At 64.1% G+C, this 24402-nt stretch carries 20 protein-coding genes and 2 pseudogenes; 13 read left to right on the top strand and 9 right to left on the bottom strand.

Going from position 1 to position 24402, the window contains the following annotated elements:
* Positions 1–121: 121 nt before the first annotated feature.
* The 7 genes and pseudogenes from nirB (at position 122) to ABMD26_RS04720 (ending at position 6677) form a co-directional block, all read left to right on the top strand.
* Positions 122–2683, top strand: coding sequence for a nitrite reductase large subunit NirB (gene nirB, locus ABMD26_RS04750; RefSeq protein WP_134721527.1), 2562 nt, complete (start codon positions 122–124; stop codon positions 2681–2683).
* Entirely contained in the window at positions 2683–3045 is a 363-nt protein-coding gene (gene nirD, locus ABMD26_RS04745) for a nitrite reductase small subunit NirD (RefSeq protein WP_192000083.1), read from the top strand. Before nirB ends, nirD begins: the two co-directional genes overlap by 1 nt.
* 206 nt (positions 3046–3251) lie before the next feature.
* A pseudogene (gene pcaQ / locus ABMD26_RS04740) lies at positions 3252–4188 on the top strand (pca operon transcription factor PcaQ).
* 158 nt (positions 4189–4346) lie between these two features.
* Entirely contained in the window at positions 4347–5108 is a 762-nt protein-coding gene (gene bamJ / locus ABMD26_RS04735) for a BamJ family beta-barrel-assembly machinery protein (RefSeq protein WP_049861054.1), read from the top strand.
* A gap of 285 nt (positions 5109–5393) precedes the next feature.
* Complete coding sequence (locus tag ABMD26_RS04730; RefSeq protein ID WP_049861053.1) at positions 5394–5840, top strand: YkvA family protein; 447 nt, start codon at positions 5394–5396, stop codon at positions 5838–5840.
* A gap of 115 nt (positions 5841–5955) precedes the next feature.
* Positions 5956–6309, top strand: coding sequence for a helix-turn-helix domain-containing protein (locus ABMD26_RS04725; protein WP_134721524.1), 354 nt, complete (start codon positions 5956–5958; stop codon positions 6307–6309).
* On the top strand, positions 6306–6677 hold the full coding sequence (locus ABMD26_RS04720) for a hypothetical protein (protein ID WP_049861051.1): 372 nt from the start codon (positions 6306–6308) through the stop codon (positions 6675–6677). Before ABMD26_RS04725 ends, ABMD26_RS04720 begins: the two co-directional genes overlap by 4 nt.
* Before the next feature lie 5 nt (positions 6678–6682).
* Here the strand turns inward: ABMD26_RS04720 and ABMD26_RS04715 are convergent.
* Both ABMD26_RS04715 and ABMD26_RS04710 read right to left on the bottom strand, forming a co-directional pair.
* Positions 6683–7867 (bottom strand): annotated as a pseudogene (locus tag ABMD26_RS04715) (EAL domain-containing protein); the annotation flags it as partial.
* A 169-nt stretch (positions 7868–8036) separates the two neighbouring features.
* Positions 8037–10118: a carboxy terminal-processing peptidase gene (locus tag ABMD26_RS04710; protein WP_204951010.1), complete on the bottom strand. Its 2082-nt coding sequence runs from the start codon at positions 10116–10118 to the stop codon at positions 8037–8039.
* Between the two features lie 139 nt (positions 10119–10257).
* Between ABMD26_RS04710 and ABMD26_RS04705 the strand changes: the two genes are divergently transcribed.
* Positions 10258–11220 (top strand): zinc-binding dehydrogenase, encoded by a 963-nt coding sequence (locus tag ABMD26_RS04705; protein ID WP_090356973.1) that lies wholly within the window; start codon positions 10258–10260, stop codon positions 11218–11220.
* Between the two features lie 73 nt (positions 11221–11293).
* Here the strand turns inward: ABMD26_RS04705 and ABMD26_RS04700 are convergent, their stop codons facing one another.
* The 3 genes from ABMD26_RS04700 to ABMD26_RS04690 form a co-directional block, all read right to left on the bottom strand.
* Complete coding sequence (locus ABMD26_RS04700) at positions 11294–12652, bottom strand: TolC family outer membrane protein (RefSeq protein WP_122741681.1); 1359 nt, start codon at positions 12650–12652, stop codon at positions 11294–11296.
* Positions 12653–13085: 433 nt separating this feature from the next.
* Positions 13086–13466, bottom strand: coding sequence for a YbaN family protein (locus ABMD26_RS04695; RefSeq protein WP_354308405.1), 381 nt, complete (start codon positions 13464–13466; stop codon positions 13086–13088).
* Between the two features lie 9 nt (positions 13467–13475).
* The gene (locus ABMD26_RS04690; RefSeq protein WP_049861046.1) at positions 13476–14063 is read right to left on the bottom strand and encodes a UPF0149 family protein; all 588 of its coding nucleotides are present in this window, start codon (positions 14061–14063) and stop codon (positions 13476–13478) included.
* Between the two features lie 258 nt (positions 14064–14321).
* Between ABMD26_RS04690 and recQ the strand changes: the two genes are divergently transcribed.
* The 4 genes from recQ (at position 14322) to ABMD26_RS04670 (ending at position 19534) form a co-directional block, all read left to right on the top strand.
* Positions 14322–16463, top strand: coding sequence for a DNA helicase RecQ (gene recQ / locus ABMD26_RS04685; RefSeq protein WP_134721521.1), 2142 nt, complete (start codon positions 14322–14324; stop codon positions 16461–16463).
* Between the two features lie 122 nt (positions 16464–16585).
* Positions 16586–17023 (top strand): MarR family transcriptional regulator, encoded by a 438-nt coding sequence (locus tag ABMD26_RS04680; RefSeq protein WP_134721520.1) that lies wholly within the window; start codon positions 16586–16588, stop codon positions 17021–17023.
* Between the two features lie 82 nt (positions 17024–17105).
* On the top strand, positions 17106–19232 hold the full coding sequence (locus ABMD26_RS04675) for a FimV/HubP family polar landmark protein (RefSeq protein ID WP_354308402.1): 2127 nt from the start codon (positions 17106–17108) through the stop codon (positions 19230–19232).
* A complete protein-coding gene (locus ABMD26_RS04670; RefSeq protein WP_049861042.1) occupies positions 19229–19534 on the top strand; it encodes an Rdx family protein in 306 nt (101 codons plus the stop codon). The genes ABMD26_RS04675 and ABMD26_RS04670 overlap by 4 nt, the downstream gene beginning before the upstream one ends.
* 21 nt (positions 19535–19555) lie before the next feature.
* On the opposite strand, the gene ABMD26_RS04665 is transcribed toward ABMD26_RS04670, so the two are convergent.
* A complete protein-coding gene (locus tag ABMD26_RS04665) occupies positions 19556–21010 on the bottom strand; it encodes a TrkH family potassium uptake protein (RefSeq protein ID WP_314570914.1) in 1455 nt (484 codons plus the stop codon).
* A gap of 124 nt (positions 21011–21134) precedes the next feature.
* Between ABMD26_RS04665 and ABMD26_RS04660 the strand changes: the two genes are divergently transcribed.
* Positions 21135–21692 (top strand): NAD(P)H nitroreductase, encoded by a 558-nt coding sequence (locus ABMD26_RS04660; RefSeq protein ID WP_320522175.1) that lies wholly within the window; start codon positions 21135–21137, stop codon positions 21690–21692.
* 10 nt (positions 21693–21702) lie between these two features.
* Here the strand turns inward: ABMD26_RS04660 and ABMD26_RS04655 are convergent, their stop codons facing one another.
* The 3 genes from ABMD26_RS04655 to ABMD26_RS04645 form a co-directional block, all read right to left on the bottom strand.
* Positions 21703–23037, bottom strand: a complete 1335-nt coding sequence (locus tag ABMD26_RS04655; RefSeq protein ID WP_354308399.1) for a sensor histidine kinase — start codon at positions 23035–23037, stop codon at positions 21703–21705.
* A 66-nt stretch (positions 23038–23103) separates the two neighbouring features.
* Complete coding sequence (locus tag ABMD26_RS04650; protein WP_192000071.1) at positions 23104–23541, bottom strand: Spy/CpxP family protein refolding chaperone; 438 nt, start codon at positions 23539–23541, stop codon at positions 23104–23106.
* 180 nt (positions 23542–23721) lie between these two features.
* Positions 23722–24399 carry a response regulator transcription factor gene (locus tag ABMD26_RS04645; RefSeq protein ID WP_056843254.1) on the bottom strand — a complete coding sequence of 226 codons (678 nt, stop codon included), beginning with the start codon at positions 24397–24399 and terminating at the stop codon, positions 23722–23724.
* Between the last annotated feature and the right edge of the window lie 3 nt (positions 24400–24402).

The following is a 24402-nucleotide window of genomic DNA, read 5'->3' as shown; positions in this document are numbered from 1 at the left end:
CGACGATCACCCCACCGGACACCCTCATTTCGACGATCAGGCAAAGGCGCCTGGAGCATTCGCTCCAGGCGTTTTTTTTTTGCCCGGTGGTCAAGACACCGCAACGTGCCAGGAGATACCCATGAACGCGCTCGTGAACCTCAAGCCCCGGCAGAAACTCATCGTCGTCGGCAACGGCATGGTGGGGCATCACTGTGTCGAGCAGTTGATCGAGCGCAGCGCGGTCGATCGCTACGAGATCCACGTCTTCGGCGAAGAGCGCCAGCGGGCGTATGACCGGGTGCACCTGTCCGAATACTTCGGCGGTTCGTGCGCCGAAACCCTGGCCCTGGGCGACGCCCAGTTGTACGGCAGGCACGGCGTCACCCTGCACCTGGGCCAGCCGGTGATCGAGATCGACCGTCAGGCCCGCGAAGTGGTCACCGCCAACGGGCGGCATGCCTACGACGTGCTGGTGCTGGCCACCGGTTCGTTCCCGTTCGTGCCGCCGATTCCAGGCTGTGAGGGCAACGCGCGACTGGTTTACCGTACCCTGGATGATCTGGACGCGATCCGCGCCGCGGCAGCCGGGGCGCGCCGTGGTGTGGTGGTCGGCGGCGGGCTGCTGGGCCTGGAAGCGGCCAACGCCTTGAAGTCGCTGGGGCTGGAAGCGCACGTGGTCGAGTTCGCCCCGCGGCTGATGCCGGTGCAGCTGGACGCCGAAGGGGGCGCAGCACTGCGCGCGCGTATCGAAGCCCTGGGGGTCGGCGTGCACACCTCGCGCGCCACGCAGAACGTGGAGGCCGGCGAGACCCATCGCTATCGGATGAATTTCGACGGCGGCGAGTGTCTGGAAACCGACCTGATCGTGTTCTCGGCCGGTATCCGCCCTCAAGACGCATTGGGCCGCGCCAGCGGGCTGGAGATCGCCGCCCGTGGCGGTATCGTCATCGACCCGCACTGTCGCACCAGCGACCCGGCGGTGTATGCGATTGGCGAGTGCGCCTCCTGGAACGGCAGCATCTTCGGTCTGGTAGCGCCCGGTTACAGCATGGCCCGCAACGTCGCCTGCGAATTGGCCGGGGAGGCACCGGTGGCGTTCAGCGGCGCCGACATGTCCACCAAGCTCAAGCTGCTCGGGGTCGACGTGGGTTCCATCGGCGACGCCCATGCCAGCACGCCGGGCGCCAAGAGCTACCGTTTCATCGATGAAGCCAACGCCAGCTACCGGCGCCTGGTGGTGGACGCCAGCGGCAAACGGGTTCTCGGCGCCGTGCTGGTCGGCGACAACAGCTACTACGACACCCTGCTGCAATACGCGCAGAACGGCATCGCCTTGCCGGCCGACCCGTCGACGTTGATCCTGCCGCTGTCCGACGGCGCACCGGTTCTCGGCGCCGATGCATTGCCCGACACGGCCATGATCTGCTCCTGCCACAACGTCAGCAAAGGGGCGATCTGTTCCGCCATCGACGGCGGTTGCGGCGACCTCTCGGCGCTCAAGTCGCAGACCAAGGCCTGCACCGGCTGCGGCGGCTGCGCGGCGCTGCTCAAGCAGGTCTTCGAGCATGAACTGACGGCCCGTGGCGTGACGGTCGACAAGAGCCTGTGCGAGCACTTCGCCTACACCCGCGCCGAGCTGTACGCGCTGGCCCGTGTCGAAGGCATCGCCAGCTTCGAGGACATGCTCGCCCGCCACGGACGCGGCGCGGTGGGCTGCGACGTGTGCAAACCCACCGTCGGCAACATCCTCGCCTCGTGCTGGAACCAGCCGATCATGGACCCTTCGCTGGTGCCGCTGCAGGACACCAACGACACCTTCATGGCCAACATGCAGAAGAACGGCACCTACTCGGTGGTGCCGCGCATTCCCGGCGGTGAGATCACCCCGGACAAGCTCATCGCCATCGGCGTGGTGGCGAAGAAATACGACCTCTACACCAAGATCACCGGTGGCCAGCGCATCGACCTGTTCGGCGCGCAGTTGCACGAACTGCCGGAGATCTGGAGTGAGCTGATCGAAGCGGGCTTCGAAACCGGGCATGCCTACGGCAAGTCGACCCGCACCGTGAAGTCCTGCGTGGGCAGCACCTGGTGTCGCTACGGCGTGCAAGACAGCGTGGCCATGGCCCTGCGCATCGAGGACCGCTACAAGGGCCTGCGCTCGCCGCACAAGCTCAAGTTCGCGGTATCGGGCTGCACCCGCGAGTGCGCCGAGGCGCAGAGCAAGGACATCGGCGTGATCGCTACGGAAAAGGGCTGGAACCTGTACGTCTGCGGCAACGGTGGCATGCGGCCGCGTCACGCCGAGCTGTTCGCCACCGACCTGGACGACGAGCAACTGATCCGCTACATCGACCGTGTGCTGATGTTCTACATCCGCACCGCCGACAAGCTGCAGCGCACCTCGGTGTGGCGCGAGAATCTGGAAGGCGGCCTGGAATTCCTCAAGCAGGTGGTCCTGGAAGACAGCCTGGGCGTGGGCGCCGAACTCGAAGCGCAGATGCAGCGGGTGGTCGATCACTATGAATGCGAATGGGCCAACGCCCTGAAGGATCCGGAAAAGCTCAAGCGCTTCCGCACCTTCGTCAATGACAAACGCGCGGACCCTGGCGTGCAATTCGTCAAGGAACGCGGCCAGCGCCGCCCCGCCCATGCGGGCGATGTCGTGACGTTGATTCCGGTGGTCGAGGAGGTGGTGTGATGCAGGCATTCGAAGCTGTGCAGGCGATGACCTGGCAAGCAGTGTGCGAGCGGTCGGACCTGATCGCCAATTCCGGTGTGGTGGTGTGGCTGGACGGCGACCAGATCGCATTGTTCTACCTGCCCGAAGCAGGCGAGGGCAGGGTGCTGCACGCCATCGACAACCACGACCCGCGCTCGGGCGCCAACGTACTGGGCCGCGGAATCGTCGGGTACCTGCAAGGGGAGTTGGTGGTGGCGGCGCCGCTGTACAAGCAGCATTACTGCTTCAGCGACGGGCGCTGCCTGGAAGCGCCGGATCAGCATGTCAGGGTCTGGCCTGTGCGCTTGAATGGGGATCGGGTAGAGATTGGCAGGTTGTAGGTAGGTCTTGCTGGCCTCTTCGCGGGCAGAGCCCGCTCCCACAATGGTCCGGCGTACGCACACTAATGTGGGAGCGGGCTCTGCCCGCGAAGAGGCCCTCACTACCAAAGCAAATCCCAAGACCACTGCTCCCATAAGAAAGCTCCATGTGCCGGGGGCCCTCACTACCAAAGCAAACCCCAAGGCCCAATGCTACGATTGGCGCCATGAACCTCGACAGCCGCATCAAATTCCGCCACCTGCTGTGCTTTCTCGAAATTGCCCGCCAGGGCAGCTTCGCCAAGGCCGCCGACACCTTGTCCATCAGCCAGCCGGCGATTTCCAAGACCCTCAAGGAACTCGAAGACCTGCTGCAGACCCGCCTGTTCGAGCGCGACAAGAGCGGGGTCGAGCTGACGGCCGCAGGCGTACGCTTCATGCGCTACGCCGGCCCCTGCGTGCAGGCCCTGCGCGACGGCGTCAGCAGCCTGCGCGGCGAGCCGCATGAAGCGCCCCAAGTGCGCATCGGTGTGCTGTCCACCGTGGAAAGCCAGTTGCTGCCCGAAGTGCTCTGCCGTCTGCACGCGCGCCACGCCGCGCTGGTCGTCAGCGTCGCGACCGGGACCGGGGGCCTACCTGCTGGCGCAACTGCACGTGGGTGAACTGGACCTGGTGATCGGCCGCATGACCGACAGCCCGCAGATCCAGGGCCTGTCGTTCGAGCACCTGTACAGCGAGTCGATGACCCTGGTGGTACGCCCGGGCCATCCGCTGCTCGACGCGCGCCCGTTGGACGCCGAACAGGTCGGCGCCTGCCCGTGGGTGCTGCCGCTGGCTGGGACGACCATCCGCAAGCACGCCGACAGCTTGTTCGTGCAATGCGCGATCACCCCTTCTGCGCAACGTCTGGAAACGCTTTCGCCGACCCTGAGTCGACGCTACGTCGCCAGCAGCGATGCCATCTGGGTGGCGCCACGCGATGCGGTGCAACGCGACATCGCCACCGGCCAGTTGTACGAACTGGATCTGGGCGTGCACGAGCCGGGCGGCTCGGTGGGCATCTGCCGCAACGCCGCGCTGCCGCTGTCGATGCCGGCGCAATGGCTGTGTGAGGTGGTGCGTGAAGTGGCTGCGCAGTATGAGCAGTCCTCCACCTTCCCATGACACATCTTTCATAGAGCCGCTGCCGAGCCACTTTCCTTTTGCTGGCCTGAACTTATCGGCTTTTTGCCTCTCTCATGCCGGTAGCCATTGGTCGTGGCCGCCTGATAAGCTCGCGGCCTCACTCGATTGCCCTTATGGCGCATGAACAAGGAAATAGCATGAAACAGCATCGGTTGGCGGCGGCAGTTGCCTTGGTCACCCTGGTCCTCGCAGGTTGCGATTCCCAGACCAGCGTCGAGCTCAAAACCCCGGCGCAAAAAGCTTCCTACGGTATCGGTCTGAACATGGGCAAGAGCCTGGCTCAGGAAGGTATGGACGATCTCGACTCCAAGGCCGTAGCCCTGGGTATCGAAGACGCCGTCGGCAAGAAAGAGCAGAAGATCAAGGACGATGAGCTGGTCGCAGCTTTCGCCGATCTGCAGAAACGCGCTGAAGAACGCATGACCAAGATGAACGCCGAGGCGCAGACCGCCGGCAAGAAGTTCCTCGAGGAAAACGGCAAGAAAGATGGCGTGGTCACCACCGCTTCGGGCCTGCAGTACCAGGTCATCAAGAAGGCCGACGGCGCCCAGCCCAAGCCGACCGACGTGGTCACCGTCCATTACGAAGGCAAGCTGATCGACGGCAAGGTCTTCGACAGCTCCATCGAGCGCGGCGCTCCGATCGATCTGCCGGTGAGCGGCGTGATTCCAGGCTGGGTCGAAGGCCTGCAACTGATGCACGTCGGCGAGAAGGTCAAGCTGTTCATCCCGGCCGATCTGGCCTACGGCGCGCAGAGCCCGAGCCCGACCATTCCGGCCAACTCGGTGCTGGTGTTCGACCTCGAACTGATCGCCATCAAGGACGCTGCCAAGGCTGCTGCCGACGCTGCTGCCGAAACCGACGATGCCGAAGTCGAAGAAGCCGCACCCGCCAAGTAAGCGCTATTGCTGCGAAGCGTCACGGCTTGATGAAACGCCCCGTCTCGACGGGGCGTTTTCGTTTGAACCGGGCCTTGGCCAATGGGTCTGAGATGAAGCTGCATTAGCCGTTTTAGGAACACTGCGTCAAGAATTTTCGTGGCTTTTTTGTGTGAGTAAAAAACGCCCGATTTGACCTCAGCCCTTGAAAACCGGGCGGGTCAGGCGCGAAAAGCGGCTCTGTTCACAAGGTTATCCACAAATACTGTGGATAACCTGAAACCACCATTCGGCACCGGAGGGCTCATGAAGGCACCTTGGAATTTCACCCGTTTTCTGCCCATTGCCGAACGCATCCTGAGTCGGGGCCGCCTGCCGGCCTTGATCTTCGCCGTGGCGCGCAAGGGCAAGGGCTATCGGCTGGGCGCCCTGAAGGAAGACGTGCAACTGCTCCAGGCCCTGTGCCTGGCCTACTGGCGGGGCGAGTACCGCAACATCAGCCCGAAGGCGTTGCTGTCCATCGTCGCTGGCCTGGTCTACTTCGTCAGCCCCATCGATGCCATTCCCGACTGGCTGTTGGGCGTCGGCATGCTGGACGACATCGCGGTCCTGGCCTGGGTCATGAAAACCCTGTCCGGCGAGCTGGACACCTTCCGCGCCTGGCGCGAGCGGCAGTCTCCGGAGAAGCTGCGGGTCGTCGAGCGCCTGCCGGCTTCGGAGCAGGAGCTTGAGCTGGAAAAATCCCACCGCTGATACGCCTGCCGGCTTCGGTGCGCAGTTAACGCCCCGAAGTCGGCGATCCCCTGTTAACATCCCTGCATTACGCTTGCATCATCCGATGTAGGCAGCCATCGTGCGGGAGGATGCAATGGGGGTTCAGGTGATAAGCCGTGACGGCCAGCCGGAATACGCGGTGGTGCCATGGGCCGAGTATCAACGGCTTCTGGCTGCTGCCGCAGGCAGCTCGGTCGAGCAGACTTCAGACACCGAAGCGTCCAGCGAACCGACCGCTCCGGCCGCTCACGTCCCGCCTCCCAGCTTCCAGCGCCTGCGCGAATTGCGCGAGACCCAGGGCGTGCCTCTGGACAGTCTGGCCCGCGCGGTCGGCATCAGTCCTTCCTACCTGTCGATGATCGAAACCGGCGAGCGCGAGCCCGATGCTGCCATCCGCCGCAGCCTTGCCTGGGAATTGGGGGTGCCGGGCTGGAGCAGCGAGTCGTGAGCGTGCGCATCAGTCGGCAGCAATGGGAGGGCCTGCTGAGCGAGCTCGACGTTGCACGGCACCAGCGCCACTTGCTCACCTACCGCGCGCTGCTCGAACGTCTGGCATTGCCCACGCCTGCCATGCAGACCCTGACGGCGGCGCTGGAATACCTGGCCATGCTCGATGCCCGCGCCGACCAACCCTTGCGCAGCTCGCTGGTGATCAGCCAGGGCGCGAGCCGGCTGCCGCGTCCCGGCTTTTTCGAGTGCGTTGAAAAGCTCGGGCGCTTCTCCGGTCCGTCGGATGGCGTGGCGGCTGCCGCCTGGCACGCCTCGGAAGTGGTGCGCGTGTTCGAGTATGCGTACCCGTCCAGCACGGCGGTCTAGGCCGGCTCGGTGATCAGTCTGAGCACGTCGATCAGTCGCCCCAAGCCCAGGTATCGCCCACCCTGAATGATCACGAAGTCCTCTTCGATCCGTTGCCGCGCACGTCCGGTCAGTAGGCGGCTGACCTGTTGCAGGGACTGCTTGATGTCGACCGCGAGGAAATCACTGCTCATCAGTCGGCTGATCGGCTTGTGCGCGAACAGGCCGGCGGCGAAGGGCTCGAACAGCGCATCCGACAGTGCGTGCCGATGGACGATGCCACAGGGGCGGCCCTCGTCGTCGACCACGGCCAGGGTGTTCAGGTCGGCCTGCAGGCGGAAGGCTTCCAGCACCTGCCGGGTCGAGGTATCGCGCTGCACCGCGGCTTGTTCGATGATCAGCGCGGCCAGGTGGTCCCCGTCTTCGCTCAGGGGAGGGTGGCTGCCTTCGAGCCGCGGGATCAGCCCCCGTGCATCCCGTGGCGGCTGTTCCTGCGGGCGGCAGAGCAGGTAGCCCTGGACCAGGTCGACGCCCATCTCGATGAGCACCAGCAGTTCCTCCTCCAGCTCGATGCCCTCGGCGATCACCTGGGCTTTGGAGGCCTTGGCGATCTGCAGGATGGAGCCGACGAACTCGCGCTTGAGGGCGTCCTGGTGAATGCCATCGATGAAGTGGCGGTCGATCTTCACGTAGTCCGGGCGTAATTCCGACCACAAGCGCAGACTCGAATAGCCTGCTCCCAAGTCGTCCAGGGCAATGGAGAACCCCATGGCGCGGTAATGATGCAGGGCGTTGAACAGCAGTTGAAAATCGTCGGTGGGGGTTTGTTCGGTGAGTTCGATGACCACCTGGTTCGGGCTGATGCCGTAGCGTTGCAACAACTGCAAGGTGCGGCCGTTTTCGTGCAGCGGTTCGACCAGCGACTCGGGCGACACGTTGAGAAACAGCTTGCCGTCCAGGCGCTGTTCGCTGAAGCGGCGGCAGGCGGTTTCCCGGCACATCACCTCCAGCTCGTTGAGCCGCCCGGCCTGGCGGGCGACGGCGAACAGGTTGATCGGCGAGTGCAGCGGGCTGTTCGACGGCCCTCGACTCAATGCCTCGAAGCCCAGGAGCCGTTGCTGGGACAGTGACACGATCGGCTGGAACAAGCTGTGCACACCGCCTTGGGCCAGAATGGTGTCCAGGGCGCTGAGCTGTTCAATGACGGTCATCGGTACGCTACCTTGCTGAAGGTCGTGCTGCCCGATGCTCGAAACAGGTTGAAAGCACCGGGCCAGACGCAAAAAAAGACCCGCTGCTCACGCAGCGGGTCCCTATTTCACGACAGCTTCATTTCGGTTTGATGACGCAGGTGTCACGTTGCCGTCATTACCGCGTGCATCAGTGCTTGGCCACCGATGTATTGAGTTTCAGGTAGTCGAGCAGGATGCGCCCAGTCTCGGCCAGGTAAGCGTCGTCTTCCGGTTTGGTCTTGTCCGGATCAGCGCCCAGTGCGTCTTCGTCTTCCTTCTTCAGCTCTTTGAGCGGCTCTTCGCCCTTGGCCTTGCGACGGGTGTTTTCCAACGCCAGTTGCTTGGCTTCGATGTCGCTGTGCTGGGCACGACGATCGGCCTCGTTCAGGCTCACGGTCTTCTCTTTCATCAACTGCTCGGCCAGGGCCAAACGATCGCGGATGTAGATGAATTCGGGATCCTTCACGGTACGCGCGTCATGGTCGGCGGTCAGCTTGGCCAGGTACGGCTTGAACGGATCGCTCGCCGGCTTGATGGCCGGGCGGATGGTGTCCCACGGCATCGCTTCGGGCAGGGCGCTCTCGCCGATCTCCTTGGTGTCGATGATCGACGGGTAGGCGATGTCCGGCAGCACGCCCTGATGCTGGGTGCTCTGTCCGGAAACCCGGTAGAACTTGGCCAAGGTCAGCTTGAGCTCGCCGTGGTTGAGCGGCTGGATGGTCTGCACCGTGCCCTTGCCGAAGGTCTGTCCGCCCACGATCAAGGCGCGGTGATAATCCTGCATGGCACCGGCGAAAATCTCAGAGGCCGAAGCGGAAAGACGGTTCACCAGCAGCGCCAGCGGGCCTTTGTAGAACGCGCCGGGGTTTTCATCCTCGAGCACGTCGACGCGGCCATCGGCGTTGCGCACCAGCACGGTCGGTCCTTTCTCGATGAACAGGCTGGTCAGTTCGGTGGCTTCCTGCAGGGAGCCGCCGCCGTTGTTGCGCAGGTCGATGACCACGCCGTCGACTTTTTCCTTCTGCAGCTCGGTGAGCAGCTTGCGCACATCGCGGGTGGTCGACTTGTAGTCCGGGTCACCGGCGCGGAACGCCTTGAAGTCCAGGTAGAAGGCTGGAATCTCGATCACGCCCAGCTTGTAGTCGCGGCCGTTTTCCTTGAGGTTGAGGATCGACTTCTTCGCCGCCTGTTCCTCGAGCTTGACCGCTTCGCGGGTGATCGAGACGATCTTGCTGGTCTGATCGTTGGGCGCATTGGTGTGCGGAATCACTTCCAGGCGCACGGTGGAGCCTTTCGGCCCGCGAATCAGCTTGACCACTTCATCCAGGCGCCAGCCGACCACGTCGACCATTTCCTTGTCGCCCTGGGCGACGCCGATGATCTTGTCGGCAGGGGCGACCTGCTTGGTCTTGTCGGCCGGACCGGCAGGGACCAGGCGCACGATCTTGACCTGATCGTTGTCGCTTTGCAGGACCGCACCGATGCCTTCGAGCGACAGGCTCATGTTGATGTCGAAGTTTTCCGCGTTGTCCGGGGACAGGTAGTTGGTGTGCGGATCGTAGGACTGGGCGAAGGTATTGATGTACGCCTGGAAGATGTCCTCGGCGCGGGTCTGGTCGAGGCGGGCAAGCTGGTTCTTGTAGCGCTTGGACAGGGTTTCCTGAATCTGCGCGGCGTCTTTTCCGGCGATCTTCTGGCGAAGCACTTCATCCTTCACGCGCTTGCGCCACAGGTCGTCCAGCTCCGCTTCGTTCTTCAGCCAAGGGGCGTCCTTGCGGTCGACCAGCAGGGTTTCCTTGGTGGTGAAGTCGAACTTGTCGACGCCCTTGTTCAGTTCAGCCAGGGCAAAGTCCAGACGGGCCTTGACCCGGTCCAGGTAGCGCTTGTAGATGACGAAGCCGGGATCCAGGTTGCCGTTCTTCAGGAAGTCGTCGAACTGGGTCTTCCATTTGTCGAACTCGGCGATGTCGGCCGCCGTGAAATAGCTGCGCGAGGGATCGAGCAGCTTGATGTAGCTGTCATAGATGATGACCGAGCGCGCATCGTTGAGCGGCGGCTTGCTGTAATGATGGCGCTTGAGCAGCTCGACCACATTGAGGCTGGCCACCACTTCGTCGCGATCCGGCTGAAGTTTGTCCCAGCTGTTGGCAGCCAAGGTATTGGCGGACATCGACAAGCTGCCGAGGCCGATACACAGCGCCAGGGCACTGCCGGGAATGAAATGCTTCATGCTGATTCGACGTGGGGGCAATTGATCACGCATATTAGGCCGTCTTTGAATTCGCCGGTTCCGTTGAAGCCGGACGCATAATGCGAAAAGCCCGGCGCCAAGGCGTCGGGCTCAGTCATGACTCAACTATGGAGGCACCGTGAAGGCATTGCAAGGCGTGGAAGGACATGTGGAGTGGAGCGAACGGCCGAGCCCGACGTGTGACGTAGGTCAAGTGAAGATTCGCGTCGCCGCGGCCGGTCTCAACCGGGCCGACCTGATGCAGCGCGCCGGCTTGTACCCGCCGCCGCCGGGCGCCAGCGATATTCTGGGCCTGGAGTGTGCAGGCGTCATCAGCGAGGTCGGCGTCGGTTCGTCCTGGCAGGTTGGCGACAGGGTGTGCACGTTGCTGGCCGGGGGCGGCATGGCCGAAGAGGTGGTGGTCGATGGCCGTCACGTGCTGCCCGTGCCCGAGGGGCTGAGCCTGCACGAGGCCGCAGGCATCGTCGAGGTCTACGCGACGGTGTGGCTGAATCTGTTCCAGCTGGCCGACCTGCAACCGGGCGAGAAGGTCCTGCTGCATGCTGGCGCCAGTGGCATCGGCTCGGCGGCGATCCAGCTGTGCAAGGCATTCGGCAACCCGACCTGGGTCAGCGTCGGTTCCGCCGAGCGCCTGGCCTACTGCGAAGCACTGGGTGCCCAGGGTGGCGTGGTGCGGGGTGATGGCCTGGAAGGGTTGAAGGACCTGGGCCCGTTCGATGTGATCCTCGACCCGGTGGGCGCCAACTACAGCGAGCTGAACCTGGACGTGGTGGCTCTGGACGGACGCTGGGTGATGATCGGCCTGATGGGCGGCCGCCAGGCGCAGTTCGATCTGGCCAAGGTGCTGAGCAAGCGTGTGCGCTTGCAGGGTTCGACCTTGCGCAGCCGTGACGATGCGTTCAAGGCCGACCTGCTCAGTGACCTAGGCCAGCAGGTATGGCCATTGTTCACCGAAGGGCGCTTGAAGTCGCAGTTGGCCAAGACGTTCCCGATCGCCGACGCCGAAGCGGCATTCGAAGCGCTGGCAAGCAATCAAATTTCGGGGAAGGTGGTGCTGGTGATCGACGAAACCCTGAGCTGAGCCCAGGGCTGTCGTTGGGCGAAATCCGTGACCGGCTGCGAACGAGCGGCCACGGGTTTCGCCATGGCGGCAATCAGCGCATTTCAGGCAGACGCGCTTCGCTCTTCACTTCGGTCAGTGCCACGGCTTCGGCCGGCAGCACGACGCGGGTCTTGGCCAGCAGCTCACCCATGTTGGAGAGCACGCGGTACATCGAGTATTCCTCGGTGTAACGGACTTCGGCGTAGCGGGTGTTGGCGGTGTACAGCTCGTTTTCACTGTCGAGCACGTCGAGCAGGGTCCGCTGGCCCAGACCGAACTGGTCCTGATAGGCCGCACGCACGCGCGTCGTGGTCTCGGCGTATTCGCGGGCATACGGGATCTGCGTGCCGGCGTTTCTCATCGCGTTCCACGACAACGCCAGGTTTTCGTTCAACTGACGCAGGGCGTTGTTGCGGATGTCCATGGCCTGGTTGATGCGGTGCGCGTCACCCTGCAGGCGGGCCTTGTCGCTGCCGCCGCGGTACAGGTTGTAGCTCATGCTCACGCCGGCACGCCAGTCGGTGTTGTTGTGACCGCGCTCGCCCGACAGGTTGTTGTTGGCGCCGGTGGCGACCTCCGCATCGACCCGTGGGTAGAACGCGGACTTGGCACCTTCATACTGGCTCTCGGCAGCCTGCACATCGGCCTGGGCCGACTTGAGGTATGGGTTGTTTTCCATCATGGACTGGCGCGCGGCATTCAGGTCGCTCGGCAGTTCGCCACGGATCGAAGGCAGGGGTTCCAGCTCGTCGGGCATGCGGCCCACGGCGCTGAAGAACGCAGCTTCGGCATCTGCCAGGTTGACCTGGGCGGTGTTGTAGTTGTTTTCGGCCAGGGCGCGACGGGCACGCGACTGATCGACGTCCGCCGTGCTGCCGACGCCGCGCTCGCTGCGCAGGCCGATCTGGTCGTTGACGCGCAAGTGCGCCTGCAGGTTGTTCTTGGCCAGGGTGACCAATTCACGGTTGCGCAGTACATCCAGGTACACCTGAACAGCGCGCAGGGCCAGGTCCTGGGCAGTGGCCTGGACGTAGTAGGCACGGGACGTGGCGGTGGAGCGGGTGCGGCTGATTTCGCTGGAAGCGCTGGAGCCGTCGAACAGCATCTGGCGCAGACGCAGTTCCGATTGGGTGTAGTTCAGCGTTTCCTTGTTGTGGTCACCACGGGCGCGGGTGTTCAGGTTGTCCGAACGCTCGCGACCATAGCCGGCGACGAAATCGACGCTGGGACGGTAGGCGCCCTGGGCGATTTTCGTGTCCTCATCCGCGGCCAGGCGACTGTTGATGTTGGATGCCAGCTCAGGATGGTTATCCACGGTGCTCTGGATCGCCTCGGTGAGCGACATGGCTTGCGCGTGAGAGCACGCCATGGCCAACAAAATCGCGCTGCAGATGGGGGTGAAAACGCGCATTCGGGTGCTTCTCCGTTATGTGTGAAGTCAGGCATACGCCAGAATGTTGGCGAACAACTCGGTTAAAAGTCCGTTTAAGGTTTGTAATGGGCGCAATCGAGGCGCCGAGAGCAGCGCTTGCAACGGAATTTTCACATGATATAGAGCAAAAAACACTTATGCCATCATTCCTTTCAATGATGGCAAATAGATTTCACTGCGGCTGAGGAGCAAGCGGGGAGCGGGGTTGCGCGAGGTATAAGGCTCAGGGCCAGCGTTTCGGGGGGTAGCAGGGCGCGCCAAAGCTAAGGCGGAAGGTAAAGGTCAAAATAGTGACGGAAAATTGTCGCTTTCGCAGGTGTGTATCACCGTTGATCCAGACCTGCATTAAAGATTAGCTAATTGATTTAATTAGGGTTTTATCCAGCAGTGACCGTTCGTCGACAGCCTGGACTCAGGCCCGTGTTTTCTGCCGGGCAATATAAATGCTGACCGCCAGCGCGATCACGATCAGCAGCACGCGCACCCATGGCCATGGCACCAGCCAGCACGACACGGCGATACTGACCCACATCGAACCGATCGCCAGCACCTTGGCTTTCAAGGGAATGCCTTCGCCGTCCAGATAGGCTTTGAGCAACGGGCCCAGCTGCGGATGGCCAAGCAGCCAGGCGTGGAAGCGCGGCGAGCTTCGTGCGAAACACGCAGCCGCGAGCAGGAGGAAAGGCGTGGTGGGCATGATCGGCAGGAAGATACCAATGACGCCCAGACAGACGCTTGCGCAACCAATGCCCAGCAGCAGGTAGCGTAGCCAGGCTGGCCGGGCTTGAGCCACGGCCGTTGCTTAGTGATGGCGCGGCTTGAGAATCGCCGGTTTTTCATCCGGGGCGTTGCACAGCAGGTAGAGGGCCGTCAGCGCCTCGGGGATCTGCACGATCATGTCGTCCATGAGGTTGGCATCGGCGGCAATGTCGGAAAACTCCGGCTGCTCGTCGAACAGGCCGGAACCGACCATGATCGGCAAGAGCATTTCGCTGACTTCGTCCTCGGCGGTTTCGAACCAGGCGGCTTCGCGCAGGAATACGCCTTCCATGAAACCGATGCACCAGCCGCGCAGGTCGGAATCGTCCGGCTCATCGCCCAGATCGAGATCGCACGGCAGTTCGAATTCTTCGTCGCTGGCCAGCTGGCGAGCGATATGCGCCTTGAGCTGGATGAGGGTGCCTTCGATCTCTTCACGCTGGGCGTCGTCGCTGTAGTGAGGCGGCTCGGCGAAGAGGGCATCGATCCATTCACGCTCGGGGACGTCTTCGGAGCAGATCGACAGGGCGGTCAGGTAGCCATGGGCGGCGACGTAGTCCAGCGCCTCGTCATGCAGCTCATCGGCGTCGAGGAAGGCTTGCAGGCGGGTCAGTTGCTCGGCGAAGGACATTAACAGGTTACCTTGGAAGACTATGCGGATAGTGAATTCTAGGCCTTGTTAGGCCTTGTGCGCCACCCAACGGGTGAAATGGCAGGATGTCCGGCTGCCGCGCGACGCTGCAGGCACTGGGGTATACTGCCGCGGTCTTTCGCTCAGGCCCCGGGTTCACGGGGCGGTAATCCGCGCTTACGCAATGGCGGATGCAGCGAAAGCGGTTTTCATCCAGCCTGTGCGGCCCGGGTGGTTTTACGATTTCTGGAGTGACCCATGCTCGAACAGGCTCAACGCGTTCTTAAGGACATCTTCGGCTACGACAGCTTCCGCGGTCGCCAGGGTGCCATTATCGAGCGTGTGGCCCGCGGTGGCGATGCGTTGGTATTGATGCCCACCGGCGGCGGCAAATCGCTGTGCTTTCAGGTGCCGGCGCTGTTGCGCGACGGCCTGGCGGTGGTGGTCTCGCCGCTGATCGCCCTGATGGACGACCAGGTCGCCACCCTCGAGGAGCTCGGGGTGGCCGCCGCCGCGCTCAATTCCACGCTCAGTACCGACGAGCAGCGCGAGCTGGCCGCGCGCATTCGTCGCGGCGAAATCAAGATGCTGTACCTGGCGCCCGAGCGTCTGGTGCAGCCGCGCATGCTGGATTTTCTCCGTGGCCTGGACATTGCCCTGTTCGCCATCGACGAGGCCCACTGCGTTTCCCAATGGGGCCACGATTTCCGTCCCGAATACCTGCAACTGGGCCAGTTGGCCGAACAGTTCCCCCACGTGCCGCGGATCGCCCTGACCGCCACCGCCGACAAGCGCACCCGTGAAGAGATCGTCACCCGTCTGCACCTGCAGGATGCCGAGCGTTTTCTTTCCAGCTTCGACCGGCCCAACATCTTCTACCGCATCGTGCCCAAGGAAAGCCCGCGCAAACAGTTGCTGGCATTCCTCGCCGAACGGCGCAGCGACGCCGGCATCGTCTATTGCCTGTCACGCAAGAAAGTCGACGAGGTCGCCGCCTTCCTGTGCGAGAACAACTTTCCAGCGCTGCCGTACCACGCCGGCCTGCCGGCGGCAACGCGCGCTGCCAACCAGAAGCGCTTCCTCAACGAGGAAGGCTTGATCATGGTCGCCACCATCGCCTTCGGCATGGGCATCGACAAGCCCAACGTGCGTTTCGTGGCGCACATGGATTTGCCCAAGTCGCTGGAAGCCTACTACCAGGAAACCGGTCGCGCCGGCCGCGATGGCCTGCCGGCCGATGCCTGGATGGCCTACGGGCTGCAGGATGTGCTGATGCTCAAGCAGATGCTGCAGAATTCCGAAGGCGACGAGCGGCACAAGCGCCTGGAGCATCACAAGCTCGATGCCATGCTGGCGTTGTGCGAAGAAACCCGCTGCCGTCGGCAGGCGCTGCTGGCCTATTTCGACGAAGACATGCCCCAGCCCTGCGGTCACTGCGACAACTGTGTCGACGGCGTGCAGACCTGGGACGCCACCGAGCCGGCCCGTCAGGCGCTGTCGGCGATCTACCGCACCGGGCAGCGCTATGGCGTCGGCCATCTGGTGGACGTGCTGCTGGGCAAGGACACCGAGAAGGTGCGCAGTTTCGGCCACGACAAACTGGCGGTGTTCGGTGTCGGCAAGGGCCGCTCGGAAGGAGAGTGGCGTTCGCTGTATCGCCAGGTGGTCGCGCGCGGTCTGGCCGATATCGACCTGGAAGGCTATGGCGGTCTGCGCCTGAGCGACAGCTGCCGCCCGCTGCTGCGTGGCGAGGTGACGCTTGCGCTGCGCAAGGAGCTCAAGCCGCAGACGTCCTCCACCCGTGGCAGCGGCTCGGCCAGCCCGGCCAGCCAGCTGGTGCGCGGCGAAGAGCGCGAGCAGTGGGAAGCGCTGCGTACCTTGCGCCGCAACCTGGCCCAGGAGCATGCCGTACCACCCTATGTCATCTTCCCTGACTCGACCTTGCTGGAAATGCTCCGCAGCCAGCCGACCAGCATGGCCGAAATGGGCCGGGTCAGCGGCGTCGGCGCACGCAAGCTGGAGCGCTATGGCGAAGCCTTCCTGCAGGTTCTGGCCGGTTCCAGCGGCGGAGAAGCGCCACGCGAGGTGGCCGATATCCGCCACGAGCTCATCAGCCTGGCCCGTGCGGGCATGACGCCGCTGCAGATCGCCGGCCAGTTACAGTGCAGTGAGAAGAATGTCTACAGCCTGCTCGCCGAAGCGATTGGCCAACAGCAACTGTCGCTGGAGCAGGCGCTGGACCTTCCCGAAGAATTGATGAGCGAAGTACAGGACGCCTTTCTCGACGGCGAAGGGGAATTGCCCGCTGTCGCCGAGATTGCAGGGCAATTCGCCGGTCGTGTGCCCGAGGGCGTGCTGTATTGCGTACGCGCAGCGTTGCAGTCCGAATTCGAAGTGTGAACGAGGCTGCCACTGGGCATGAGTCTTGCCTGTGGGCTAAGGTCATGATTAGCTGACTAATCATCAGCTCCGGCCTTCACGCAGGCGCTGCTTGTGCGAGGCTGTTTTTTCAAGAGAGATCTATGCCGTTAACTGATCAACATCGCTTCGGAATGCAGCTGGCGCACATGTCCCGTGGGTGGCGGGCCGAACTGGACCGCCGGCTGGCCGGATTGGGATTGTCGCAGGCCCGTTGGCTGGTGCTGCTGCACCTGGCGCGGTTCGACGAACCTCCGACCCAGCGCGAGTTGGCCCAGAGCGTGGGTGTCGAGGGGCCGACCCTGGCCCGGCTGCTGGACAGCCTCGAAGCCCAGGGCCTGGTCGAGCGCCAGGCCGTGGTCGAAGACCGCCGCGCCAAGAAGCTGATGCTCTGCCCGCCGGCACGGCCACTCATCGAGCAGATCGAAACCATCGCCAACGCCTTGCGTGTCGAACTGTTCATGGGCGTCGACGAAGAAGAACTGAGCACCGCCATGCGGGTACACAGCCGCATCCTGGCGAATCTGGAAAAGAAATCCTGAAGTCAACGGGCCGTCATCCGCTTGGAGCAAGCGGGTTGCACAGGCTATAAAGTTATTGGATGTCGGTCTTCAAGGGATTCCCATGCAAGTGCGTATACCGTCGCGTTCAAGGTTCGCCTCACTTCGTCTGCTGGCGCCGGTATGGGCCTTGGCACTGTGCTATTCCACGTCCGCATCGGCCCTGGGCCTGGGTGAGCTGACCCTGCGCTCGTCGCTCAACCAGCCGTTTCGCGCCGACATCGCCCTGCTCGACACGGCCGGGTTGGAACAGGACGACATCAGTGCCAGCCTGGCGACGGCCGAAGAGTTCGCCAGGGCGGGGGTGGAACGCAGCTTCTTCCTCAACGACCTGAAGTTCACGCCCGATTTCAGCGGTGGCCGCAAGGTCATTCACGTCAGTTCCAGCAAAGTGGTCACCGAGCCGTTCATGAGCTTCGTGATACAAGTCGGTCGGCCGAACGGGCAACTGTTGCGGGCCTTCACGGTCTTGCTCGATCCGCCGGGCATGGGCCCGGGCCTGGCCGACCGCGCGCCGCAGCGTACGCCGGTGGCACAAGCGAACACCCAACGGCCCGCTGAAGCGCCGGCCAAGCCCCGCACCTCGAGTCAGCCTGCGAACGAGCCGGCCAGGCAGGCATCTGCCAAGGCCGCTGCGCCGGCGCCTTCGCAGGATGCTGCGCAACTGGCAGCGGCTGCGCTGGAAAACCAGCAACTGCAAAAGAATTTCGACGACGTGCAGGCGCGCTTGCAGAGCCTTGAGGCGCAGGTTGCCGACAAGGACAAGGAGGTCGCCCAGTTGCAGGCGCGGTTGGCTGAAACGCCGGCCGCATCGCCCCCCGCTGTCGTACCCGGGACTGCAACCGCGACCCCTGCGCCCGTAGCGTCGCCAGCACCCGCTGCACCGGTCTCTGCGCCTGCGCCGGTCGCCACGCCAGCGCCCACGGTCGCGCAAGACAGTAGCGGTTGGTTGAATATCCTGGCGCTGGTGGCTGCCTTGCTGCTGATCATCGCGCTGTTGCTGCTGTTGCGTCGCCAGCGGCAACGCAAGTCGGCGGCATCGCTTGCGGCTTTCGAACCGGTAGTGACCCAGCCGGTTCAGCCTGCGCCACCGGCCACTGCCGCAGCACCCACGGTAGTGGAAGCCGCGCCGCCCAAGCGCGCCGAGCCTGCACCAGTGCCACGCCGGGAAGCCCCGACGGCCACCGACGCCCTGGACGGGGCAAGTATCTATATCGCCTATGGGCGCTTCAATGAGGCCTTGGGTATTCTGCGCGACGGCCTGGCCAGGCAGCCCGAGCGTACCGACCTGCGCGTGCGCATGCTCGAGGTGCTCGGTCAGCAGGGCAATGCCAAGGGCTTTGCCGAACAGGAGGCCCTGCTCCTGTCGGCTGGTTTCAACCCACAGACGCTGAGCGAGATACGCGGGCGCTTCCCCAATCTTCAGCCAGCTCCGGCACCTTCGTCGCCAGCCGCCACGGCCCCTGCCAGTCTGGCGCCGACAGCCACGGCGGCAGTGCTGGCCGCCAGTGCCGCCGCTGCGGCGGCTGCCGCGCCTGTGCACTCCGAGCCCCAGCCCGCGCCTGCGCCCGAATCTGCCCCGGAAGCCGACTTCGATTTGTCCGATTTCGATCTGGATGCACTCGACACCCCGGCCGAAGCCGCGTCAACGACGCAGCAGGACGATGAATTCCAGCTCAACCTGGATGACCTGTCCATGGATGCCGACTGGGCGCTGGTCAGCCCCTTCGGTGACACGCCGGCACCCAAAAGCAAGCCGGCTGCCGTGCCCATGGCCGAAGAGGCAATGGACCCGGAGTTCACCAGCAACCTCAAGGAGCTGCCGGAAGTCTTCGAGATGCCCGAGGAGCAGTTTCTCAGCGATTTCGCCGAAGTCGAAGAGCTCCCGCCGATCGAAGAGCCCCAGACCGAGGACGTCCCGGCCGGCAAGAGTCAGGAAGACATCGACAACGAATTCCTCGACAGCTTCATCGCCGACAGCGATCTGCCTGAGCTGGATGGCCTGACCGTCGATTTCGATGACCTGGAACAGCAGCACGCGTCGGCGCAGAAACTCGATCAGGCCCAGCAGTTGTTCGACGAGGGCGATGCAGACGAAGCCAGCGCCTTGCTCCACGAACTGCTGGAGGACGGCGACGAGTCCAGCAAACAGGCGGCACGGCAGTTGCTGGCGCGGATGGGTGAGGCATGAGCGAGGCCGCCGTCGCCAAGCCCCAGGTGGTGATCACCTACTGCACCCAGTGCCAGTGGTTGCTGCGTGCCGCGTGGCTGGCTCAGGAACTGCTCAGCACCTTCGGCGAGGACTTGGGCCAGGTCGCCCTGGCGCCGGCCAGTGGGGGCACCTTTCACATCACCTGTGACGGCGTGCAGGTCTGGGAGCGCAAGGCCGACGGTGGTTTTCCCGAAGCCAAGGTGCTCAAGCAGCGCATTCGCGACCTGATCGATCCGGCCCGTGACCTTGGCCACAACGAGCCTGCGCGCCCAGCTTCCTAGAACCTGCCGGGCCGGCCTCGATCAGTGCCGCCAGAACGCCGGCATGCACAGGATCAGCACGGTGATGATTTCCAGTCGGCCCAGCAGCATGCCCACGGCCAGTATCCACTTCGCCGCGTCGGGGAGGGTGGCGAAGTTGCCAGCCGGGCCGATCACCTCGCCCAGGCCGGGACCCACGCCGGAGACCGTGCTGGCGGCCCCGGTAAGCGCAGTCATCCAGTCCAGGCCCAGCAGCGAGAGCGCCAGCGCGATGATGCCGACGGTGAAGCCGAAGAAGAACGAGAAGGTCAGGATCGACCGCACGATCTCTTCGTCCAGGCGATGGCCGTTGTACTTCTGCTTGATCACCGCGCGCGGATGGATCAACTGATTGAGGTTGGACTTGAGCAGGATGTAGGCGACCTGGAAGCGGAAGATCTTGATCCCGCCTGCCGTGGAGCCCGAGCAGCCACCGATGAAGCCCAGGTAGAAGAACAGCATCAGGGAAAAGTTGCCCCACAGGCTGTAGTCGCCCAGGGCGAAGCCCGTGGTGGTGACCACCGAGGTGACGTTCAGCGCCACGTGGCGGAAGGCCGTCCACCACGGCAGCTCGGTGGTGGCCCAGTACCAGGTGCCCAGCACCAGCCAGGTGACCAGCAACAGGATCAGCATGCCTTGCACCTGTTGGTCGCGCAGCAGGGCCTGGCGGTTGCCGCGCAGGGTCGAGACGTAGAGGGCGAAGGGCAAGCTGCCCAGGATCATCACCACGATGGCCACCCAGTGCACGGCCGGTTGCTGCCATTTGCCCAGGGACAGGTCGGAGGTCGAGAAACCGCCGGTGGAGATCGCCGACATCGCATGGTTGACCGCATCGAACGGGCTCATCCCCGCCAGCCAGAAGCCCAGGGTGCCCAGCGCGGTGAAGCCGACATACACCAGCACGATGAACTTGGCGACCATGTGCGAGCGCGGCATGACCTTTTCCGAGCGATCGCTGGATTCGGTCTGGAACAGGCGCATCCCACCGATGCGCAACAGCGGCAGGATCGCCACGGCCATGCCGATGAAGCCGATGCCGCCGAGCCAGTGCAGCATCGAGCGCCACATGAGGATGCCGGGGGACATTTCGTCCAGGTGGCTGAGCACCGTCGAGCCGGTGGCGGTGATCCCCGACATGCTTTCGAAGAAGGCGTCGGTGTAGCTGATGTGGTTGGTCAGCAAAAAGGGCAGGGCGGCGAACACGCAGACCACCACCCAGCTGCTGACCGTCAACAGGTACATGTCGCGCGGCCGCAGGTTGACGTTGTCGGGGCGTCCCGGCAGTACCAGCATCAGGCCGGCGACGAAGGTGATCAGGCTGGCCCATAGAAACGACTGGATGTCTTCGGTGCGCTCGAACACCACCAGCGTGCCCATGGGCACGACCATGCTCACGGCCAGGGTGATCAGGAAGATGCCGATAATGAAACCGATGATGCGCAGGGTCGGCAACGCCATGGGGTCAGCTCTGGCCATGAAGGAAAGGGCCGCCATTCTACCTGCGGGCCACAGCATGTAAACCCGGCAGGCGGAGGCCGCTTGGGTCTAGAATAGCGGCTTATCGTTCCACAGGAGGTTGCCCATGGAGGCGCTCGAGGTTTTGCTCAATCGTGTTTCCGCTCCCCGGCTCATGGAGCCTGCACCAACCGCTGCGCAGCGCGAAGTGCTGTTCCAGGCCGCGCTGCGCGCGCCAGACCACGGCCAGCTGCGGCCGTGGCGCTTTCTCACCGTCGAGGGGGAGGGCCTGCAGCGGCTCGGCGACGTGCTGGCCGAGGCCACCGCGCTCAACCCCGAGGCCGGCGAGGCAGCATTGGAGAAAGCCCGCAACATGCCCTTGCGCGCGCCGCTGGTCGTGGTGGTGATCGCTCGCCTGCAGGAGCATCGCAAGGTGCCACAGAGCGAGCAACTGCTGGCGGCCGGCTGCGCCGCTCACGGTATTCTGCTTGCGGCCAACGCTCAGGGGCTGGGTGGCGTCTGGCGTACCGGCGAGCTGTCCTACGCGCCTTATGTCGCGGACAAGCTGGGCCTGAGCGAAGGCGAGCAGATCATCGGCTTCCTGTACCTGGGCACGCCTGCGCGCGAACTGCGCGAAGCGCCTGCACTGGCCACCGCCGACTTCGTGCAGGCGTGGGGCGCCTGATCGTACTCGGCTAGGCCACCACCACCGGCACCGGTGGCAAGTCCAGGGTTGCGATCAGGCCGCCCTGGGCATGGTTTTCCAGGTGCAGACTGCCGCCATGCCGTTCGGCGGCGCGGCGGGCAATGGCCAGCCCGAGTCCATGGCCCGCAGCGCTTTGCCCTGGCGCACGAAAGAATGGCTCGCTCAGGCGTGCCAGATGTTCCTCCGCCACGCCCGGGCCGTGATCGCGGACGCTGATGCGCACCCGCCCATCCACTTGTTGCGCCGACAGCACGACCGGCGACGGCCCGGGGTTGAAGCGCAGGGCGTTACGCAGCAGGTTGTCCACGGCCCGTTCGATCATGGTCGGCCAGCCCTGCAACGCCAGGTGCGGGGCAATGTCCAGTTCGATGGATTGCTCCGGCACGGCCACCAGCGCGTCCTTGCGTACGGCGTGCAGCAGTGCTGGCAAATCCACGTCTTCGGCCGTGGCCTGTTCCGCATCGACCCGCGCCAGCACGAGAATCTCGCTGATCAACGCTTCCAGACGATCGCACTCGCGGGTCAGGCGTGGCCACAGCAGGTCGCGCTGAGCGGGCTCGGCGCGTTCCGCCAGGGCCAGGGCGATGCGCAGCCGAGCCAGGGGTGAGCGCAGTTCATGGGACACGTCGCGCAACAGCTGGCGCTGGCTGCCGATCAGGCTCTGCAGGCGTGAGCCCATGCGGTTGAAATCGCGCGCCAGCACACCGAATTCGTCACGACGGCTAGCCAGCTGCGCCAGGCTGTTCTGCTGGTAGGTGGTCTGCCCCAGTTCGTGCACGGCGCCGCGCAGCCGGCTCAGAGGGCGGGTGATCGACAAGGTCACCATCAGACTGAACAGCGTCAGCACGACCAGTGCGATCACCAGTGCGCTGATGGGCATGAGCAGGGAATCGCGATGCCAGGAATCGAGCTCGGGGTGAGGGATGCGGTAGATCAGCAGGTAGGTGTCGCCGGTGCTGGGGCTGGTGTATTCCGCTGTCAGGCGGCGCCATGGCAGGTCGCGGTCGTTGTCGTTGTGGCGCGCCTCGAACGCTTCGGCGCGACGGGGGAAGGTTCCCGGCACGACCGCTTCGCCAGCCTCGTTGAGCACCTGGGTGTCGATGCGATAGCGCCGCTTGCGTTGTTCGAGCAGTTCCTGGGCAGCTTCGCCACCCTTGCTCTCATAGCGCTCCACCCAGTCCTGGGCGAAATGCTTGACCGCCGGGTGGCGACTGAGGATCCAGGTGTCCTGGTTCAACATGTGGCCCAGCAGCACCGAAAGGCCGGCTACCAGGGCGATGGCCAGCCAGAAGCTGGCCAGGATGCGCCAGAACAGTGAACGCAAGGCAAATTCCTCAATGGACGAAGCCCGGTACGCGTGAGCGTACCGGGCTGGGGGCGTGCGCCGATATTACTGGGTTTTCTTGCCTTGCTGGGCTTTCCAGGCCTGGAATTCGGCCCACTCGGCGCGGCGCTGGTCCTCTTTCTTCTTCATCTCGTCGAACTGCTTCTGCTGCTCGGGCTTGAGCACGGCACGTACGTCGGCCTGGGCCTTGTCGCGGTTGGCCTTGATTTCATCTTCCATGGCCTTGCGATCGGCCGCTGGCAGCTTGTCCAGGTACTTCTTGGTGATCTCGCGCTGTTGATGGCGTTCTTCGCCCATCAGCTTGCCGACCTGGGTGCGTTGCTCGTGGGTCAGGTCGAGCTGGGCGAACGGCTCACCGCCACGAGGGCCTGGGCCGCCTTTGCCTGGGCCTGGGCCGAAACCCTCGGGGCCGCCCTGGGGCATGGCCATGGCCAGGGTCGGCAGGGTAGCGGCGAACAGCATTGCGAGGGTGGTCTTGCGCATGGTGAATCTCCTGTCTGGTTCCCGGTGGTTACCGGATGTGGCCAGTTTAGGGAGATCAAGGTCAGGCGCGGTCAAGGCCGCGTAAAGCTTGTGTAAAGGGATGACGCGGTCGTTGCTGACAAATCCCTGCGCGTTCAGGCGCCGAAGTGGACGGCGCGATCGGTGCGATGCGCCGACCGGCTACTGCGCATAGAAATAGCCACGGCTGCGCAGGGCCATGATCCGCGGCCGGCCGTCGGCGTGGGGGCCGATCTTCTTGCGCAGATTGCTTACGTGCATGTCCAGGCTTCGATCATAGAGGGTGAGCTTGCGGCCCAGGGCGATCTGCGCAAGCTCCTGCTTGTCCAGCGGCTCGCCTGGCTGGCGCATGAGCGCTTCGAGCAGGCGGCTTTCGGAAACGGTCAGGTTGATATCGTGCTGATCGATACTGACCACGCCGCGAGCCGGGCTGAAGCACAGGTCGCCCAGCTCCATCTGCCCCGCCACCGCCACCGGGTGGCTGCGGCGCAGGACCGCACGCAGGCGAGCCGTCAGCTCGCGCGGATCGCAGGGTTTGGCCAGGTAATCGTCGGCGCCCAGCTCCAGGCCCAGGATGCGATCCAGCGGTTCGCCCCGCGCCGAGAGCATCAGCACCGGCAGGTCAGGGTGTTCGCTGCGCAGCTGCTTGAGCAGCTCCAGGCCGCTGCCGTCGGGCAGCATCACGTCGAGCACCACGGCCGCCGGTGCCAGCTCGGCGAGGGCCTTGCGTGCGCTGCTGCCATCGTGGCAGGCCCTGACCTGGAAACCTTCCTGGCTCAACCAGCTGTTCAGCAGCTCGCACAGCTCGACGTCGTCGTCGATCAGTAACAGGTCGCTCATCTA

Source organism: Pseudomonas sp. PvP001 (assembly GCF_040546375.1).
In the GTDB taxonomy this organism is placed as follows: Bacteria; Pseudomonadota; Gammaproteobacteria; order Pseudomonadales; family Pseudomonadaceae; genus Aquipseudomonas; species Aquipseudomonas coleopterorum.
The sequence above is the reverse complement of the archived record's forward strand: the minus strand, read 5'-3'. Positions and strand labels throughout refer to the sequence as shown.

Excerpts from the sequence above, each read along its gene's own strand:
- nirD (WP_192000083.1), top strand. The coding sequence starts at position 2,683 with ATGCAGGCATTCGAAGCTGTGCAGGCGATGACCTGGCAAGCAGTGTGC.
- ABMD26_RS04710 (WP_204951010.1), bottom strand. The coding sequence starts at position 10,118 with ATGAAGCATTTCATTCCCGGCAGTGCCCTGGCGCTGTGTATCGGCCTC.
- bamJ (WP_049861054.1), top strand. The coding sequence starts at position 4,347 with ATGAAACAGCATCGGTTGGCGGCGGCAGTTGCCTTGGTCACCCTGGTC.
- ABMD26_RS04700 (WP_122741681.1), bottom strand. The coding sequence starts at position 12,652 with ATGCGCGTTTTCACCCCCATCTGCAGCGCGATTTTGTTGGCCATGGCG.
- ABMD26_RS04660 (WP_320522175.1), top strand. The coding sequence starts at position 21,135 with ATGGAGGCGCTCGAGGTTTTGCTCAATCGTGTTTCCGCTCCCCGGCTC.
- recQ (WP_134721521.1), top strand. The coding sequence starts at position 14,322 with ATGCTCGAACAGGCTCAACGCGTTCTTAAGGACATCTTCGGCTACGAC.
- ABMD26_RS04725 (WP_134721524.1), top strand. The coding sequence starts at position 5,956 with ATGGGGGTTCAGGTGATAAGCCGTGACGGCCAGCCGGAATACGCGGTG.
- ABMD26_RS04680 (WP_134721520.1), top strand. The coding sequence starts at position 16,586 with ATGCCGTTAACTGATCAACATCGCTTCGGAATGCAGCTGGCGCACATG.
- ABMD26_RS04645 (WP_056843254.1), bottom strand. The coding sequence starts at position 24,399 with ATGAGCGACCTGTTACTGATCGACGACGACGTCGAGCTGTGCGAGCTG.
- nirB (WP_134721527.1), top strand. The coding sequence starts at position 122 with ATGAACGCGCTCGTGAACCTCAAGCCCCGGCAGAAACTCATCGTCGTC.
- ABMD26_RS04675 (WP_354308402.1), top strand. The coding sequence starts at position 17,106 with ATGCAAGTGCGTATACCGTCGCGTTCAAGGTTCGCCTCACTTCGTCTG.
- ABMD26_RS04670 (WP_049861042.1), top strand. The coding sequence starts at position 19,229 with ATGAGCGAGGCCGCCGTCGCCAAGCCCCAGGTGGTGATCACCTACTGC.
- ABMD26_RS04690 (WP_049861046.1), bottom strand. The coding sequence starts at position 14,063 with ATGTCCTTCGCCGAGCAACTGACCCGCCTGCAAGCCTTCCTCGACGCC.
- ABMD26_RS04665 (WP_314570914.1), bottom strand. The coding sequence starts at position 21,010 with ATGGCGTTGCCGACCCTGCGCATCATCGGTTTCATTATCGGCATCTTC.
- ABMD26_RS04730 (WP_049861053.1), top strand. The coding sequence starts at position 5,394 with ATGAAGGCACCTTGGAATTTCACCCGTTTTCTGCCCATTGCCGAACGC.
- ABMD26_RS04650 (WP_192000071.1), bottom strand. The coding sequence starts at position 23,541 with ATGCGCAAGACCACCCTCGCAATGCTGTTCGCCGCTACCCTGCCGACC.